The sequence below is a fragment of the Bacteroides sp. DH3716P genome, from assembly GCF_025914115.1.
GTDB classification, from domain to species: Bacteria; Bacteroidota; Bacteroidia; order Bacteroidales; family Bacteroidaceae; genus Bacteroides; species Bacteroides ovatus.
The window spans coordinates 3185615-3204191 of record NZ_CP083673.1 but is presented as its reverse complement, the minus strand read 5'-3'; the positions used below and the strand labels follow the sequence as shown (position 1 = coordinate 3204191).

The 18577-nt window shown below is 40.3% G+C and carries 11 protein-coding genes; 10 read left to right on the top strand and 1 reads right to left on the bottom strand.

What is annotated here, in order from left to right; genetic code table 11:
• Positions 1 to 386 (bottom strand): hypothetical protein (locus KQP79_RS11820; protein ID WP_264386638.1); only part of this gene is annotated, 386 nt, incomplete at its 3' end.
• A 217-nt stretch (positions 387 to 603) separates the two neighbouring features.
• Here KQP79_RS11820 and KQP79_RS11815 point away from each other — a divergent pair.
• From KQP79_RS11815 to KQP79_RS11770, 10 genes are all read left to right on the top strand, one after another.
• Positions 604 to 924, top strand: coding sequence for a hypothetical protein (locus KQP79_RS11815; RefSeq protein ID WP_004319902.1), 321 nt, complete (start codon positions 604 to 606; stop codon positions 922 to 924).
• 477 nt (positions 925 to 1401) lie between these two features.
• The gene (locus KQP79_RS11810) at positions 1402 to 1644 is read left to right on the top strand and encodes a hypothetical protein (RefSeq protein ID WP_264386637.1); all 243 of its coding nucleotides are present in this window, start codon (positions 1402 to 1404) and stop codon (positions 1642 to 1644) included.
• Between the two features lie 84 nt (positions 1645 to 1728).
• Positions 1729 to 3156 carry a glycoside hydrolase family 30 protein gene (locus KQP79_RS11805; protein WP_061448554.1) on the top strand — a complete coding sequence of 476 codons (1428 nt, stop codon included), beginning with the start codon at positions 1729 to 1731 and terminating at the stop codon, positions 3154 to 3156.
• Between the two features lie 173 nt (positions 3157 to 3329).
• Complete coding sequence (locus tag KQP79_RS11800) at positions 3330 to 4718, top strand: glycosyl hydrolase family 28 protein (protein ID WP_061448511.1); 1389 nt, start codon at positions 3330 to 3332, stop codon at positions 4716 to 4718.
• 44 nt (positions 4719 to 4762) lie between these two features.
• Positions 4763 to 6691: a glycoside hydrolase family 127 protein gene (locus KQP79_RS11795; protein WP_138343314.1), complete on the top strand. Its 1929-nt coding sequence runs from the start codon at positions 4763 to 4765 to the stop codon at positions 6689 to 6691.
• An 18-nt stretch (positions 6692 to 6709) separates the two neighbouring features.
• The gene (locus tag KQP79_RS11790; RefSeq protein ID WP_234120702.1) at positions 6710 to 8635 is read left to right on the top strand and encodes a class A beta-lactamase-related serine hydrolase; all 1926 of its coding nucleotides are present in this window, start codon (positions 6710 to 6712) and stop codon (positions 8633 to 8635) included.
• A 21-nt stretch (positions 8636 to 8656) separates the two neighbouring features.
• A complete protein-coding gene (locus tag KQP79_RS11785; protein ID WP_004308583.1) occupies positions 8657 to 10924 on the top strand; it encodes a heparinase II/III family protein in 2268 nt (755 codons plus the stop codon).
• A gap of 236 nt (positions 10925 to 11160) precedes the next feature.
• Positions 11161 to 13989: a two-component regulator propeller domain-containing protein gene (locus KQP79_RS11780; RefSeq protein ID WP_004308584.1), complete on the top strand. Its 2829-nt coding sequence runs from the start codon at positions 11161 to 11163 to the stop codon at positions 13987 to 13989.
• 703 nt (positions 13990 to 14692) lie between these two features.
• Positions 14693 to 15208, top strand: coding sequence for an RNA polymerase sigma-70 factor (locus KQP79_RS11775; RefSeq protein ID WP_004308586.1), 516 nt, complete (start codon positions 14693 to 14695; stop codon positions 15206 to 15208).
• Positions 15209 to 15340: 132 nt separating this feature from the next.
• A complete protein-coding gene (locus KQP79_RS11770) occupies positions 15341 to 18571 on the top strand; it encodes a SusC/RagA family TonB-linked outer membrane protein (protein ID WP_022199389.1) in 3231 nt (1076 codons plus the stop codon).
• Positions 18572 to 18577: the final 6 nt, after the last annotated feature.

The window sequence follows — 18577 nt, the reverse complement described above, 5'->3', positions numbered from 1 at the left end:
TAGCACTCTTCGGGGAAGAAGTCGTTCTCATCGTGCGTATAGAAGATGTCGCAACCTGGCTCAATCTCTCGCCAACTGATTGAAAGTTCGTCGCCAAGTGCCTTGTTCACCTCCTCAAAGAACAAGTCGCAGGAAGACCAAGCACTTTCGGTGTCAAAGGACAAGAGGGCATAATCGTCTTCCACGTTCTCCTCATACTCTGCCCAATAGATGTGTCCTCTCACCGAGATGCCTTTCTTCTCGTAGTCAATGCCATAGTGTTCTGCCAAGAGATACAGATACACATTCTTACTGTTCACCTCCAACTCTTGGAGTGTGTTCCAAAGGTCTGCCACGGCTTTGCGTGAGCCTGTCACCTTGTACTGAGTGTCGCAAATGTTAGCCATAAGATAATATTTTATTTTCTTCCCTTATGTAGAACCAACTACCATCGGGATTGATTAAAGAATTATGTTGCCCCAAAAGGTGTTATGGCTCATCAATGCAAGGTTTTGCCGTCAAATACTACCTCTGCCACAATCAGAGCGTGGAGATTTCACGGACAAACCACAGGCACCGACCTTGNATGTAGAACCAACTACCATCGGGATTGATTAAAGAATTATGTTGCCCCAAAAGGTGTTATGGCTCATCAATGCAAGGTTTTGCCGTCAAATACTACCTCTGCCACAATCAGAGCGTGGAGATTTCACGGACAAACCACAGGCACCGACCTTGCAGGATGAACGCCATGACAGGTACCTTTGCAACACAATTCCTATCAAAGCCCGATGGGGTGGTACATGGCAGACAGCATGGTACAGCAGTATGACTGAACGTTACAAGTGGAGAAAAGGCTATAAGAGGTTTTTGCAGTCAAAGGAGAAAAGAGTCCACAAAGTGCAGTATCTACAGGACAAAAACACTTTAGTTTACCTTGGTTAGCTTTTATATATATGCTAACCTAAAGTAAACTGTATATATGTCTGTTTGAAGCTCGAAAACCGTACGGGTCAGCTTACGTCAGAAACAGAAGCACAGAACCATATAAGAGGTTCAAGAAGTCTTTCTTCCTTTGACTGCAAAATATTATCTTTGCACGAATCATAATGGTCCTGTAGGATTTAATATAATTTAACGCTCTTTGTTGAATGCAAGGAAGGAACAGCTTCAATATACTGAATATCAGTAGTATATCATTGTATTGACCCTTAATCTGTAGAAAAGGATGTTATCATACAAAGTAATGTCCATTTGTACTTTTTCTATATGGTTTTATACTTACATTTGCATATCATTTGTACCTTGCTAACAGTAACTAATTGATTATCAATATACTTTATATTTGAGGAAGTAAATCTGACTCTTGCATTCTTTGAATATTATGCAAAGTTCAATTGTGATCCTATTGAAGCTGTAGATATGCCGTTTACCTATTGGGAAACCAGACATGGTCAGCAAAACGAAATCTCATATCAAGGTCGGGGACACTTCTATGCAGGATATGAAATGATTTATAGTCATTATAAGCATGTAAAAGGAGTGAGTGCTCCCTATTCGAAGAAGTTTGCGGAGAAATATCGTCCGGCTACCAGTATTCACCCGTTTGAATATGATAATGATTTTCCCGGAATAGGTACTCTGATGTTCTACAAAGGAGAATGAGTTGAGGTAACAAGTTGATAAGATAAAAATAAGAAACCGTCTGTAAACGGGCGGTTTCTTATCCTGATTAGAATAAAGACAATGATGAAATTAAAGACTATAACTGCATTTTTTGCAATAACATGGGCAGTTTCTACTACTGTTTCTGCCCAGAAGGTTAGTATATATTCCACCACTTCTACCGAACGTTGGGTAGAGAAAAAACAGACATTGGATAAAAATCCTGCCGGACAAGCGGATATCTGTGTTTATCCTGACAGTCTGTTACAGAATGTTGTTGGGTTTGGAGGTACTTTTAATGAACTTAGTTGGGATGCCTTGCAATGCTTGTCTCCGGCAGAACGTGATAAAGTGATGGCAGCCTTGTTCTCGGAAGAGGGTATTCATTTCGCATTAGGACGTACTCCTATTGGTGCCAGTGATTATGCTATGGGATATTATTCCTACAATGACGTAAAGGATGACTATACCATGCGTAACTTTAGTATTGACCGTGATCGCTATATCCTCATTCCTTATATTAAGGAAGCGCTGAAGCTGCGTCCTGATTTGAAGATGTGGGCCTCTCCTTGGACACCGCCTGCATGGATGAAAGTCAATGAACATTATTCGCAGAAGAGTTCCGGTATTGAAGGGACTGAAGTGGGGCACAACCGTCTCGACCCTCATCGTAATCTTATAGGGAATGTTACCGGTTTTAAAATGCAACAGGGGTATCTTCAGGCGTATGCCATTTATTTTTCCAAATACGTACAGGCTTACAAGCAGAACGGCATAAACATTCAGATGATTATGCCGCAAAATGAAATCGCATGGACTCCCTGCTGGCCTTCCTGTACTTGGCGTCCGGAAGACTTGGCTATTTTTGTCAATCAGTATCTTGGGCCCCAGTTTGAAAAAGATTCCATTGATACTGAAATCTGGATGGGAACAGTCAATTATCCGAATCCGGATTATGTACGTACTTTTTTCAAGCAGAAAGATTCTGATAAATATGTAAAAGGTGTTGGCGTGCAATGGACAGGCATGCGGGCTTTGCCGGCTGTACATAAAGAATATCCGGATTATTGCTACATGCAGACAGAGAATATGTGTGGTAATTCGGAGAATGACTGGTCTGCTTTGGAAAACACATGGAATGCTGTAGTTCACTGCTTCAATAATGGTGTTGATTCTTATATTTATTGGAATATGGTATTGAACGAAACCTGTAAGAGTTGGTGGGACTGGGCACAAAACACTCTTATTATTGTTGACAGAAAAACAGGGCAGGTACGCTATACGGATGAATATTATTTGATGAAACATCTTTCCCATTTTGTTCAGCCGGGCAGTCGCCTGCTGAAAGTATCAGATGGTAAGAATACGCTTGCTTTCCGTTCGCATGATGGTAAAGTGGTAGTTGTAGCTTACAATCCGGAAGAGCAAGAACGCCCTTGTAGTTTTAAGGTAGGTAGCAAGTATATACGTGTTATATTGAAAGGTAAATCTATTAATACAATTGTCATTTGATTATTTTTAGTACTTTCGGATTGAGTATTTCGGCATATTGCTGCGTATTAAAGAATAAGTACTCATAAAGAATTTACGGTTTTATTTAATAACAATGTTGTTGCACTGTCATTTCATAGCCGGAAAACGTGGCTACGGAATGGCAGTGTTTTATAAAAAATGTGTGATTATATATGAAAAGACAAATTTGCAGTATTTTATTATTCATATTTTGCGTGACATTACAGGCGCAGTTGGTGACTTATCCGGAAGGTTTGAAGGCGAATATGCCACATAATGATGATTATACGGTGCGTGTCCGTATTCCGGGAGGTGAATGGGAAGATTTGTTTGAATATAATGTACAGGTAGATATGGATGCTGTGCAGAATGCTTCAATGGTTCAGTTTGATATGAATGGAACGGTTGAGGTGATGGTGAAAAAGAATAATGGAACCGTACGTGAGGTTGATATACGTCCTCTTAGTTGCAACATCCAATACCGGCAGAACAAGAATGTGATTACTTTTATGTTGGACAAGCCTCAATATCTGTCAGTGGAATTTAATGGGGACAGACTTCATAATCTGCATCTTTTTGCCAATCCGTTGGAAACAGAGGTTTATAAAAAAGCAGAAAAAGGTATCATGTATTTCGGACCGGGTGTTCATGCTCCTTTGGATTTGCCAAATAATCTGATACGTGTTCCTGGCAATACTACCGTATATTTGGCTCCGGGTGCAGTGCTTAAGGCTAAGTTATTAGTTGACGGTGTAGAAAATGTACGTATTATCGGTCGTGGTATATTGGCTCATCCGGTTCGTGGTATCGAAGTGACGAATGCAAAGAATGTACTCATTGATGGAATTACGGTAGTGAATCCGAATCATTATACGGTGTTTGGTGCAGGAACAAAAGGGTTGACGGTGAAGAATCTGAAATCCTTTAGCTGTAAGAGTTGGAGTGACGGAATCGACTTGATGTGCTGTCGTGATGTGCTGATTGACAATGTTTTTATGCGTAACAGTGATGATTGCATTGCACTCTATAATCACCGTTGGAATTGGTGGGGAGGCTCTGGCAATATCACAGTGCAGAATGCTGTTCTTTGGGCGGATATTGCTCATCCGATTAATATCGGTGGACATGGAGACCCGGAATCACCGGTAGGCGAAGTAATGGAAAACCTTACTTTCCGGCAGATAGATATTTTGGAACATGATGAGGACGATGTTCCATATCAAGGGTGTATGGCGATTGATTGCGGTGATAAGAACTTGGTACGTAATGTCTTGTTTGAGGACATTCGTGTAGAGAGTATTCAAGAAGGCAGACTTTTTCATCTCAATGTGCGTTTCAATGAGAAATATGATAAAGCTCCCGGATGGGGAATTGAAAATGTCACTTTCCGTAATATTACTTATGACGGGCTTGGTGAGAATCCGTCTCTAATCAAAGGGTTCGACAACAGTCGGAAAGTGAAGAATGTAATCTTTGATAATGTCGTTATTAATGGTCAGAGGATGACGGATTTGAATGGATTTGTAAAGAACGAATTTGTAGAGGATATACGTGTGCGGTAAAATTAGTTTAAATAGTAGCTTTATAGATATTAAATATATAAACAATGATTATGAGTAAGCAGTTTTTGGTTGCAATCGCATTATTGGCAGTATCGGCTATATCGTCGGCTCAATCCGTGTACCCCGGACAACACCAGGGGAAAATGAAAAAAGAGACAGTAGCTCCTGTACGGGTGGAAAGTTTTGATTTGAAAGACATCCGTTTATTGCCAAGTCGTTTTCGTGACAATATGTTGCGGGATTCCGCATGGATGACTTCCATTGATGTGAATCGCCTGTTGCATAGTTTCCGGACAAATGCCGGAGTCTTTGCCGGTCGTGAAGGCGGGTATATGACAGTGAAGAAACTCGGTGGCTGGGAATCCTTGGACTGTGAGCTTCGCGGACATACTACCGGACATTTGCTTTCGGCTTATGCTTTGATATATGCCGCTACCGGAAGTGAAATTTTCAAGCTGAAAGGGGATAGCCTTGTCAACGGGCTGACTGAAGTTCAGAACGCTTTGAAAGGAGGATATCTAAGTGCTTTTCCCGAAGAATTGATAAACCGTAATATCCGGGGAAAGAGTGTCTGGGCACCTTGGTACACCTTGCATAAGCTTTATTCCGGTCTGATAGACCAATATCTGTATGCAGATAATCTGCAAGCCTTGAAAGTGGTGACTAAAATGGGCGACTGGGCTTATAACAAACTAAAACCGCTCACAGAAGAAACCCGCAAACTTATGATACGTAATGAGTTTGGAGGTATCAATGAGTCATTTTACAATTTGTATGCTATCACAGGAGACGAACGTTATCGCTGGCTGGCGGAATATTTCTACCACAATGACGTAATCGACCCATTGAAAGAACTTCGCGATGACTTGGGGACTAAACATACGAATACCTTTATCCCGAAAGTCATAGCCGAAGCCCGCAACTACGAGTTAACCCGCAACGAGACAAGCAGGAAACTATCGGAATTCTTCTGGCACACCATGATTGACCATCATACTTTTGCTCCGGGATGTAGCAGTGACAAAGAACACTACTTTGATCCGAAGAAGTTATCCCAACATCTGACTGGCTATACCGGAGAAACTTGTTGTACCTATAATATGCTCAAACTTAGCCGCCATCTTTTCTGCTGGACGGGCGATTCATCTATTGCAGATTATTACGAAAGGGCATTGTATAATCACATCTTGGGACAACAAGACCCTGAAACAGGTATGGTAGCTTATTTTCTGCCTTTGCTTTCCGGGTCTCATAAACTGTATAGCACAAAAGAGAACTCTTTCTGGTGTTGTGTAGGCAGCGGATTCGAGAATCATGCCAAATATGGAGAAGCTATTTACTATCACAACGACCGGGGAATATATGTAAATCTATTTATCCCTTCACAGGTAACCTGGAAAGAAAAAGGACTGACAATCCGTCAGGAAACGGAATTCCCACAGGAAGAAACAACACGTTTTACTCTTCAGGCAGAAAATCCTGTCCGCACGACTATTTATCTGCGCTATCCTTCGTGGAGCAAGGATGTAAAAGTTTCGGTGAATGGTAAGAAAATATCTGTAAAACAGAAATCTGGTTCTTATATTGCCATTACCCGTGAATGGAAAGATGGCGATCAAATCTCGGCTACTTATCCGATGCAAATCAAACTGGGAACTACTCCGGATAACCCGGATAAGGCAGCCCTGTTATATGGCCCGTTGGTATTGGCGGGAGAACGGGGAACTGAAGGTATGCAAGCACCTGCTCCTTTCTCAAATCCGGCTCTTTATAATGATTATTATACCTATAATTTTCATGTCCCTGCACATCTGCGCACTTCTTTGAAACTGGATAAGAAACACCCTGAACGTGCTTTGCAACGTGTAGGAAGTGATTTGAAGTTTACGACAGAACAAGGAGATGTGATTCGTCCGCTGTATGATTTACATCACCAGCGCTATGTCGTATATTGGGATTTACAATCAGAATAATAGATAGTAAACAACGATATGAAGAATCGTTTATTAATTGCCGCTTTTGTAAGTATCTGCTTTTTGTCTGGTTCTTGCAAAATATCATTCGGTCAGGGAAGTCGGTATGACTTCTCTTCTTTGGATTCTGTTATCCAAGGATGGGTAGACAAGGGATATTACCCCGGAGCATCCATTTGTGTAGTGAAGAATGATACCGTCATTTTTCAGAAGAACTATCGGGATTATACACCCGATACAAAAGTATATGTCGCTTCTGCCGGAAAATGGGTAGCGGCTGCTGTCATAGGCGCGGTGGTAGACCGTACTGATTTGGGATGGGATGATCCGGTAGAAAAATGGTTGCCGGAATTTAAAGACGATGCTAAAGGTAAGATTCTTCTCCGGCAATTATTATCCCATACATCAGGAGTACGTCCATATCTTCCCGAGCCTCGTGTAGATAACTATAATCATTTGGATTCGGCAGTCACTGAAATTCTTCCTTTGGATACAGTCTTTACTCCCGGCACTCGTTTTGAATATGGTGGACTTGCCATGCAAATTGCCGGAAGAATGGCAGAAGTGGCGATGGGAAAGGAGTTTGAAACGCTTTTTCAGGAACTGCTGGCACAACCTTTGGAAATGAAGAACTCTCATTTTACCCCAATCAACACGGACGGCGGACATGCACCCATGTTAGGGGGCGGACTGTGTACTACAATGAATGATTATCTTCACTTCCTGTCCATGATTTATCACGATGGAATGTATAATGGCAAGCAAATTATATCAGCAGAAACTGTGAAAGAAATGCAGGCCGACCAAGTGAAAGGCGCCATAATCCCTTCGAATAACTCGGATAATTATGTAGCGAAAGGACTGGGACAATCCCACAATGGAGTCTACGGATTAGGAGAATGGCGTGAATTAATAGATAAAAAGACAGGTGAAGCTTATCAGATTAGTTCACCGGGATGGGCCGGTGCTTATCCGTGGATAAATAAACACGATAAAGTTTACGGATTCTTCATCTCCCATGTAACAGGTTCTTCTGCTAAAGAAGATGGTTTCTCTTCTTTCTTTGGCAGCCCTGTCATTTCACGGACTGTTTCAGAAATACTGAAAGGCAAGCCATTGGTTGTCAAACAAGGGCGTATCAATGTAGGAAACGGCTCTCTATACTATGAAGAAGCCGGTCAGGGTGAACCGATAATTTTTGTTCACGGTCATTCGCTCGACCATCGTATGTGGGATGAACAATTTTCTGTGTTTGCGAAAAAGTATCATGTCATTCGCTATGATTTAAGAGGATACGGCATTTCTTCTTCCCAAACAGAAGATTATCAATTTATGCATGTTGAAGATCTGGTTACTTTAATGGACTCTTTGCACATCAAGAAAGCGCATATTGTCGGGCTTTCTTTGGGCGGGTTCATTACTGCTGATATGTTGGCGTATTTCCCAGACCGGATGTTATCGGCTTTTTTAGCCAGTGGAAACATCCGGAAATCGAAGGGTCCCAGTGAGCCGATGACTAAAGAAGAAGCAAAGGTGCGTGATGAAGAAATAACTGCCCTGAAAAAGAAAGGAGTGGAGGTGATGAAGAAAGAGTGGTTTGAAGGATTAATGAAATCCGGTGGAAGTCAACGTGAACGGATGCGTGCTCCTTTGTGGCAGATGATTGACGAATGGGATGCATGGCAACCGCTACACAAAGAAGTACGGGTAGTAGCAGGGCTGGATGCTATTGAAGAATTGAAGAAGAGTCACCCTGCCGTACCTTCCTTAATTGTTGAAGGTCATTCTTCTGATAACAAATTTTCAAAAAAAACTCCCATATTGGAATATCTACCTAATGGAAAGCTGAAAATCATAGAGGATTGCGGGTACATGATGAATATGGAGCGACCGGAGGAATTCAATGCAGCTTTAGAAGAATTTTTAATCAATATTGAACAGTAAAATGAAAAAGCAATAAATATCATGAAACAAATAGTTCTATGCCTGATCGGAATATTATTTGCATCGTTTGTATCTGCACAAAAGATAAATCATCCTTCCCTTTTGTACACCCCTCAACGTATTCAGCAGGTAAAACAACGTATGCAGAATGAACCGAAATTGCGGGAAGCCTGGGAGGATATTCAGAAAACCGCCGATGAAGCTTTGCAAAAGGAAGATTTCAATCGGTTGGATTATTTGTCGTTGGCCTATCTGATGACGGATAATAAAGAGTATGCAAATATAATCAAAGAAATTCTTTTGAAAGCTGTGGAAGCCGAATCCTGGGGAGATATGGAAATGATGGCACGTATTCCAGTCTGGCGTTCGCAACTGGGCATGGCACATAAGAGCTTCCTTTCTGCCATAGGATATGATGCGGCTTATAACATAATGTCTTCTTCGGAAAGAAAAAAGATTGCCGAAGGCTTGAAACGATTGGCTGTAGAGTCTGCCTTGGGCGACTGGCTGTTGGAACCTACCCGAATCCATTCTTTGAACTCTATGGGACACAACTGGTGGACTTCCTGTGTATGCCAGGGTGGAATATTAGCATTAAGCCTACAAAATGAACTTCCCGAAGTAAAAGATTGGGTGGAGCAACTTCATGAATCACTTCCCGAATGGTTTGACTTTGCAGGCGATGCCTTGCAACAGAAAGCAAAGAGTTTTGATGAGGCTGGAGGAATGTATGAAAGTCTGAATTATGCAAACTTTGGTATTCAGGAAGCTCTATTGTTTCGAATCGCTTGGATAAACACTCATCCGGGACAAAATCCCGGCAATATACCCCAATTGGCAAAACTTCCGAACTACTTTTCTCAAGTATGCTATCCGCGTACAGGAATGCTGCATAGTTTGAATTTTGGAGATAGCCATAAAAATGTATCGGCAGAATCCAGTATGATGTTATTGTATGCATTGGGGATGAAAGATCCAACAATATTGTGGTATATAGCCCAAGTGGAACAAGGACAACATCGTGATGGCTTTTTCCTGAATCGTCCGATGGGCTTTCTCTATACCCCTGATTTGAGTAAAGCTCCCGTAACTCCCGATTTGAAAACCTCACAGCTATTCTCGGATTTCGGTTGGGCCACCATGCGTACTTCTTGGGAGAAGGATGCTACGATGCTTGCTGTGAAAAGCGGTCATACGTGGAATCATTCCCATGCGGATGCCAACTCCTTTATTGTTTTTCATAAAGGCGTTGATATTATCAAGGATGGAGGAAACTGCTGGTATCCCAATCTTGCCTATCGCAACTATTTTTTTCAAAGCCAGGCACATAATGTAGTCCTGTTCAACGGGGAGGGGCAACCTCGTGAACAACAGTATAGCGGCTCTACTTTGCGAGGAAATCTTTATCATCTCTTGGATGCGGGTAATGTGAAATATGTTTTGGCCAATGGAACAGGTCCTGTCTCTAATAATTTCAGCCGTAACTTCCGTCATTTCCTGTGGATGGATAATGTGATTTATATGATCGATGATTTGAAGACACATAAGGTAGGACAGTTCGAATGGTTATGGCATACCAATGGAACTTATAAGAAATCGGGCATTGACGTGAATGTGACAAACGGAAATTCTTCAGTAGTCATCCGTCCTTTATATCCCCGCATGTTGGCTAAGTCCGATTTTGTGCACGACTATCCCGAAGATTTATATTGGGAAGAAATAGAAGCTCCTACGGAAGATTTGAAAGGAACCGAAAAATATTATTCATTCCATTTACCAGCCAAGGTGAACCGTGTGAAAGGACTGACAGCTATTATTCTGAAAGACACTCCCGATGAAAAAGACCTGCCTAAAATGGAAAGACGTGAAGGGCAGGACTGGATAGGGCTTCGTATCCGTCATAAAGGTAAAATTACCGATTTATATATCAACCAACTGGCGGACGGAAGATTAATGCACAGTAATTCATGGATTATGCCCGACGGCTGGATGACAGATGCTTATATGTTTGCAGTTTCTTACCCAGAAGGTACTGAAGCAAAGAACGCTAAGGACTTCTTTATTGCTTATGGAAGTGCATTGAGACGGGGTAATGAAACTTACTTTTCATCATTGGCTAAGCTGTTCGTTATTCAGAAAGCAGAAGATAAGAAACTTGATCTTTGGATAGACGGACAGCCGAAGATAAATACCACCTTTAGAAGCACAAAGAAGCCTGTGTCTGTAGAAGTGAATGATAAGAAAATCCCGGTAGTTTATCAGAAATCGCAGGTGAAAGTGAAATTATAAATTCTACAACATCGTTCTTGTATATATGCTGTTATCTTTTTCTAAGGTAGTAAATTCTTTATTTTTGTTACTCAAATATTTTTCAAATAACATTGAGTAAATAATTTAATCCCTTCGTATTTGTTTATGTGCATATAGAGAATACGAAGGGATGACTTTTTTAATTATAAGTACTTCCTTTTGGAGATTTTTATGTATGTTTGTCACATGTTTAATATGAAAGGAAGCAGTTGTAAGTGAAAGACACGATTAAATATCTGATTCTTATATTAATATATTTGGCTTGTGGTGTGGAACTACAAGCTAAAGACTATATATTCCGTAATATTGTCATGTCCGACGGGCTGTCAGGACTGTTGGTCAATGCTATTTATAAAGATTCCGAAGGTTTTGTGTGGTTAGGGACAGATAATTGTCTCGACCGTTTTGATGGAGTGAAAGTACGCCATTTTGAATTCCGGGGTATTGAGTCAGGAAGAAAGAAGCGGGTAAACAGCGTTACAGAAACAGCCAACAAACAACTGTGGGTAGGAAATGGAATCGGACTTTGGCGATTGAATCGTACAAACAGTCAATTGGAAAGAATTGTCCCTGAAAAGATTGATTTTGCTGTAAATACTTTGTTGGCTAATAAGGATATTCTTTATATTGGAACAGAGAAAGGCTTATTCATTCATAAAGACGGTCAATTACTACAGGTCTTGACAGACCGGAATATGTTTGCCGCCTGTAACAGAATCATGGATATTTGTCTGAATGAAGATAAAACCGTATTATGGCTGGCTACGGTGCAGGGGCTGTATTCTTATTCACTGAAAGACGGCAATATTAATTCCTGGCATTTTCAGGAGAATGTGCCCGAAGCCGATTATTTCCGTTGCCTGACCCGTATTGGAGAAACGCTTTATTTAGGCACAATGAGCCAAGGTGTAGTACGTTTTGATATAAAAAAGGAAACATTCTCTCATACAGTATCTTTAGGCTGCGATGTCATTTCTGATATATCCAGCGATGGGAAAGAGACTGTTTATATAGCTACTGACGGTAATGGCGTCCACTTCCTTTCACACAAAGACCAACAAGTGACACGTCGTTTTTACCATGATGTCAATGATAAGGAAGGAATTCGCAGTAATTCTATTTATTCCTTACTTGTAGATGATAGAGGTGCCGTCTGGGTGGGGCATTTTCAGGCAGGGCTGGATTATTCACTCTATCAGAACGGCCTTTTCCGTACGTATGCCTATCCACCTTTATTCAATTCGGCAAATCTTTCCATTCGTTCTTTCGTAAACAGAGGACAAGAGAAAGTTATCGGTTCACGTGACGGTTTGTTTTATATAAACGAAGCCACCGGAGTAGTGAAAAGTTTTGTAAAGCCCGTTTTGACTTCAGATCTGATACTGACAATCAGCTTCTATCAAGGAGAATATTATATCGGTACGTATGGTGGCGGTATGATGGTACTGAATCCGGGAACATTATCTCTGAAATATTTTGCACAAGGCGATACGGAGCTTTTTCAAAAGGGACATATATTCTGTGTGAAACCGGATGCAAAAGGAAATCTTTGGATAGGGACTTCACAAGGACTCTTCTGTTATAACGGACAGACCAAACAGATCAAACACTTTACTAGTGCTAATTCCCAACTGCCGGAGGGCAATGTGTATGAAGTAAGTTTTGATTCTACAGGCAAAGGATGGATTGCCACCGAAACCGGTATGTGTATTTATGATCCGGCTTCTCAAAGTTTACGCTCTAATGTGTTTCCGGAGGGATTCGTTCATCGGGATAAAGTGCGTACTATCTACGAAGATGCTGGACACAATCTCTATTTTATCCGTGAGAAAGGGAGCTTGTTTACATCTACTTTAACGATGGATCGGTTCCAGAACCGCTCTATCTTTTCTACTCTTCCGGACAATTCGCTAATGTCTGTTATAGAAGATAACCAAGGCTGGTTGTGGGTGGCTTGCAATGACGGGTTATTGCGTATCAAAGAAGAGGGAGAGGAATATGATGCTTTCACTTTTAATGATGGAGTGCCGGGACCAACTTTTACGAATGGAGCTGCTTATAAAGATGAAAAAGGACTATTGTGGTTTGGTAACACTAAAGGACTGATTTATGTCGATCCGAAACGTGTGGACGAAGTGCGTGGCAAGGTTCGTCCGATTGTATTTACCGATATACTGGCTAATGGCGTACCTTTTACCAGTTCCTCTTTGAAATACAACCAGAATAATTTGACTTTCTGTTTCACAGATTTCGCCTATGGTCTGCCATCTGCCTTACTATATGAATATCGATTGGAGGGAGTGGACAAGGACTGGAAACTATTGGCTGCGCAGAACGAAGTCTCTTATTACGGACTTTCTTCTGGAACTTATACTTTCCGTGTACGCCTTCCGGGAAATGAGCAATCGGAAGCTATCTGTCAAGTGACAGTACGCCCTATGATACCTTGGTGGGGATGGACGCTTTCCATTTTATTAATCGTAGGAATTATAGCCTTTATACGGTATTATGTCTGGAAACGTATGCGTCGTTTGCTTGTTTCTTCTGCTTCGCTGGTTTCGGCATCATCAGTAGAGGAGGCGATACAACAAAGAGAACAGTCTGTAGAACATCCGGAAGTAATTTCAGAGCAACAACCTTCCGTTGTTGAAGAGAAATATAAGACCAATAGACTGACTGAAGAGGAATGTAAAGAACTCCATAAGAAACTGGTGGCTTATGTGGAGAAAGAAAAGCCATATATCAATCCCGACTTAAAAATGGGTGACCTGGCTGCTGCATTGGATACTTCCTCACATTCATTATCGTATCTTTTGAACCAGTATCTTAATCAGTCCTATTATGACTTTATAAACGAATACCGTGTCACTCAATTCAAGAAAATGGTGGCGGACAGCCAATATTCACGTTATACATTGACTGCATTGGCGGAACTTTGTGGATTTAGTTCGCGTGCTTCTTTCTTCCGGTCATTCAAAAAGAGTACGGGAGTTACTCCGAATGAATACATCCGTAGTATTGGCGGCACAGCCAAAGAAGAGTAACTTTTCAACTTATTATCCCTGAAATCTATTTTGCATCCATATTCCCTTCACCCTTCACTTCTCCCTGTTCATCGGGGTTAGAGGGTGAACCCTGCCCTTTCACTTGGTGAACCCCTTCTCTTTTATTCTTTTCCTATCTCCAATCTGTTATTAGATAAGTTCTTCTTCTCCCCATCTAAACTTCCTTTTCCTTAATTGCAAAGTTGTTTTTTATAGGAAGCAAACTTTAAATGCAAGTTTTGTTTTTATAATCAAAGCTTGCATTTATAAAAACAAAGCTTGCAATTATATAATCAGAACTTTCATTTATAGTTTATCATTAACCAAAAGCAACTTTGCAACAAGGGCAAAACAAGTTTATCATTAATGAAAAGGAACTTATCTCTTAATGTCCTGCATCATCATTAGCCTGAATGTAAGATAAAGGGAAGGCCAAAATGGTGAAGAAAGGGACTAAAGAGGTGAAGGGGGTGAAAGCAAATGGGTATAAGGAGAGCGAAAATACATTGTTTTTTAGTAAACAGAGTATCAGATTATAAAATGAGACTCTGTTTGCTGTGAGTGTAACTAGCTGATATTTAGTGAAATATATGCGAATAAGTCTATCTGGATTCTCAGAGATTACTCCGCCCTATTTTCAAGCTGTTATATCCGAAATCCCCTCTATATTTGCATCGTGATCAAAACCGAAAAAGATAGTATTATGGAGACAATAGCTAACACTTACAACGACATTATCACCCGTTCTTATGAAGAATATTATCAGGTGATTCTTACCTATATTACTTATCGTATCACTCATCGCTACGAAGCGGAGGATCTAACCCAAGATGTATTTGTACGTCTGCTGGACTACAAACAAATGCTCCGTCCGGACACTGTGAAATATTTCCTGTTCACTATTGCCCGCAATATTGTAATCGACTATATCCGTCGTTATTATAAGAAGCAGGAAATAGATAGCTACATCTATGATACTATGTCTACTTCTACCAATGAAACAGAAGAAAAAATTATCGGTGATGATTTAATGACAATGGAACGGACTCGTCTGGCTGCCATGCCCGAACAACGTCGGTTAATTTATACATTAAACCGTTTCGAAAATAAAACTTCTCCGGAAATCGCTAATGAATTGAATCTAAGTTGTAGGACGGTAGAAAATCACTTATTCCTTGGACGCCGTGAAATGCGCGAGTTTTTCCGAAATTGTATATAATCTTATTCATTAATAAATAACCCTTTGTGCTTATGGAAAAGGAGTCAGTATTTACAAAGAGACATCTATATGCCTCACTTTATTTTAGAGAACAAAAATTTAATACTATTTTTAAACCTCAAATTTAATTTTATGAAACGAAGAGGATTAATTTTTAATTCGCAACCTAACAAGACAGTCGTGTTTGCGTTAGGATTAATGCTGGGACTATGTCCTGCTACACAGATCTGGGCTTTTGATAATGCGGATGAGAATCAAGTTGTACTACAATCTCATAAACAAGTAAAAGGACAAATTGTTGATGCAATGGGAGAGCCGATTATTGGTGCAAGTATACTTGAAAAAGGAACTACAAATGGGGTAATTTCTGATATTGATGGAAATTTCTCTTTGAATGTAAGTGCACCAAACGCTATTATTGTGATTTCATATATAGGCTTTAAATCACTAGAACTTCCTGCCTCTGATCCGAATTTGAAGAGAATCGTGATGAAAGAAGACACAGAAGTGTTGGATGAAGTTGTTGTAGTTGGTTATGGTACTCAAAAGAAGGAGTCTTTGACTGGTGCGGTGACTGTTGTAGGAGCTAAACAATTGGAAAATAAGGGAACAATGTCAAGTCCTTTGCAAGCTATGCAAGGAACAGTTCCGGGAGTTATTATCACGCGTAATTCTGGAGCACCAGGAGATGAAAGCTGGGGTATGAAACTCCGTGGTGCATCTTCTTCTAATTCTACAGATCCACTTATAATTGTGGATGGAGTGGAATACAGTGATGGTATTAATGGTATGCGCAATCTGAATCCGGATGATATTGAATCTATAAATTTCTTGAAAGATGCTTCTGCTGCAATATATGGTTCGAAAGCGGCCGGTGGTGTCGTTCTGATTACAACTAAAAAGGCAAAAGCCGGAAAAACCGTTGTTCAGTATAATGGTTCCTTTACAGGAAAAGTTGTTGGATTACAACCGGAACTGATGTCCTTAGATCAATGGGCAGATGCTGTAATCACTGCACAGACTAATGATGGTTATTCAGATTCTAACTGGATTCGTTATGCAAAACTGGCCAAGCTTTATAAAAATCAATATATTGACTTAAATCATAGTACTCATCCTATTCCGGAAGGTTTTAAAGACGTTGAAGATTTTGTATTTATGGATAATGATTGGCAGGATATATTGTGGGGAAACTCATGGTCTACCCAGCACGATCTAAGTGTCTCCGGAGGTACCGAGAGGAATTTATTTCGTTTATCATTGGGATATATGTATGACAACAGTACTTTGAAATGGGGAAATAATAATAACCAACGTTACAATATGCGTTTGAATAATCAGTTCAAATTATCGGATAATGTAATGTTGACATCCAGTATTGGCTATAATCGTCAAGATCAGGTGTCTCCCAGTATGATTGGCAAGGTCCTTTCCCAGTCTTCCCCTCAACCGGGTTTACCTGCTTCGACAATAGATGGACGCCCGTATGGCTGGGGTACTTGGCGTGCATTGAATTGGTGGGCTGAAGAAGGTGGCGATAACAAACTGAAGGTTTCGGCCATTAATATTAGTGAGTCATTGAATTGGAAAATATATTCAGATCTTGATATGGTTGTGAATGTGGGATATAACACGTCTACAGCAACACGTGAGAAAGTGGAAAAATCAATAGATTGGTATAATTACGCTGGTACAACATTGTTGGCAACAGAACCTACACAGGAAAATAGTAAATATTCTGATTCTTTCTCAAGGACTGATTATTATATGGCATCCGGTTATTTAAACTGGCATAAGACATTGGCAGAGGTGCATAACTTGAGTGCTATGGCTGGCGCACAGTATAACTATACACAATATAAATATACTTTTGTATCAGTAAAAGACATAAATCCATCTTTGGAAATTCCTAATGGTGCTGGAGAAGTTTTGATTAAAGACGGGGATAGCAAACCGGCGAAATGGCATGAAGCTATGATGTCTTATTTCGGACGTTTGAATTACGATTATAAACAACGTTATTTGTTGGAAGGTAATCTTCGTTATGATGGTTCTTCAAAATTCCGTCCTGAAAATCGTTGGCAATTCTTTTGGGGAGTATCCGGTGGCTGGCGCTTGAGCGAAGAGAGCTTCATGCACTCATTGTCTTCCGTAGTTAACAATCTGAAATTGAGACTTTCATACGGTGTGCTAGGTAATCAAAGTGGAGTAGACCGTTATGATGGAACACAGCTATATAATTTTGCTTCTTCCAACGGAGCATATATTGGTAGCGGAAAAGTTTCCACTATTGATACGAACGGAAAGATAGTGACTACAGACCGTACTTGGGAACGTATTCATAGTTATAACTTGGGAGTGGACTTTGCTTTTCTCAATAACCGGTTGACTGGTACTTTCGAACTTTTCATGAAGAAAAATAATAATATGTTGATTGATGCCCAGTATCCGGGTGTGTTGGGAGACAATGCTCCTACAATGAATCTAGGGAAGTTTGAGGCCAAAGGTTGGGAAGGAAACATTACATGGTCGGATAAAATCGGACCAGTTCAATATCATATTGGTGGAACTATAACTTATACCACTAATAAATTGATTGATTTGGGTGCAACTTCTGTTTTGAAATCAGGTTTTGTAGATAAGCAACAGGGATATCCTTTGAATTCTTATTTTGGTTTACGCTATATTGGAAAGATTCAGACACAGGAAGAATTGGAAAAATATAAATATTATTATTTGGATGGAAATGGGATAGGAATGCAGGATAATATTCGTTTAGGTGATAATATGTTTGAGGACGTAAATGGCGATGGTGTTTTGGATCAAAATGATTATGTATATTTGGGAACAGATGATCCGAAATTGTCTTATTCATTTAATGTTGGATTAGAATGGAAAGGCTTTGATTTTTCAGCTATTTTCCAAGGAGTCGGTCGCAGAACTGTTTATCGTGGTGGTGAAGGTAACGAAACTTGGCGAGTACCTATGAGTGCCATTTATTTGAATACAACTACTCAATCTATTGGCAACACATGGAGTCCTGAAAACAGGAATGCTTATTATCCTACCTATACCAGTGTAGGATCTATTAACAATTATAATTACCAATGTTCTTCCTGGTCAGTAGAGAATGGGTCTTATCTTCGATTGAAGAACCTGACTTTGGGATATACCTTACCTGTTTCGTGGTTGGCAAAAACAAATGTGATAAGTAAGTTACGTATTTACTTTACCGGAGCAGATCTTTGGGAGCATAGTAAATTAAAAGACGGATGGGACCCGGAGGCTTCACGCAAAACCAAAGATCTGGGACGTTATCCTTTTAACAGAACTTTTACTGTGGGTGTTAATGCAACTTTTTAAATAGAA

Excerpts from the sequence above, each read along its gene's own strand:
- KQP79_RS11815 (WP_004319902.1), top strand. The coding sequence starts at position 604 with ATGTTGCCCCAAAAGGTGTTATGGCTCATCAATGCAAGGTTTTGCCGT.
- KQP79_RS11810 (WP_264386637.1), top strand. The coding sequence starts at position 1,402 with ATGCCGTTTACCTATTGGGAAACCAGACATGGTCAGCAAAACGAAATC.
- KQP79_RS11805 (WP_061448554.1), top strand. The coding sequence starts at position 1,729 with ATGAAATTAAAGACTATAACTGCATTTTTTGCAATAACATGGGCAGTT.
- KQP79_RS11800 (WP_061448511.1), top strand. The coding sequence starts at position 3,330 with ATGAAAAGACAAATTTGCAGTATTTTATTATTCATATTTTGCGTGACA.
- KQP79_RS11795 (WP_138343314.1), top strand. The coding sequence starts at position 4,763 with ATGATTATGAGTAAGCAGTTTTTGGTTGCAATCGCATTATTGGCAGTA.
- KQP79_RS11790 (WP_234120702.1), top strand. The coding sequence starts at position 6,710 with ATGAAGAATCGTTTATTAATTGCCGCTTTTGTAAGTATCTGCTTTTTG.
- KQP79_RS11785 (WP_004308583.1), top strand. The coding sequence starts at position 8,657 with ATGAAACAAATAGTTCTATGCCTGATCGGAATATTATTTGCATCGTTT.
- KQP79_RS11775 (WP_004308586.1), top strand. The coding sequence starts at position 14,693 with ATGGAGACAATAGCTAACACTTACAACGACATTATCACCCGTTCTTAT.
- KQP79_RS11770 (WP_022199389.1), top strand. The coding sequence starts at position 15,341 with ATGAAACGAAGAGGATTAATTTTTAATTCGCAACCTAACAAGACAGTC.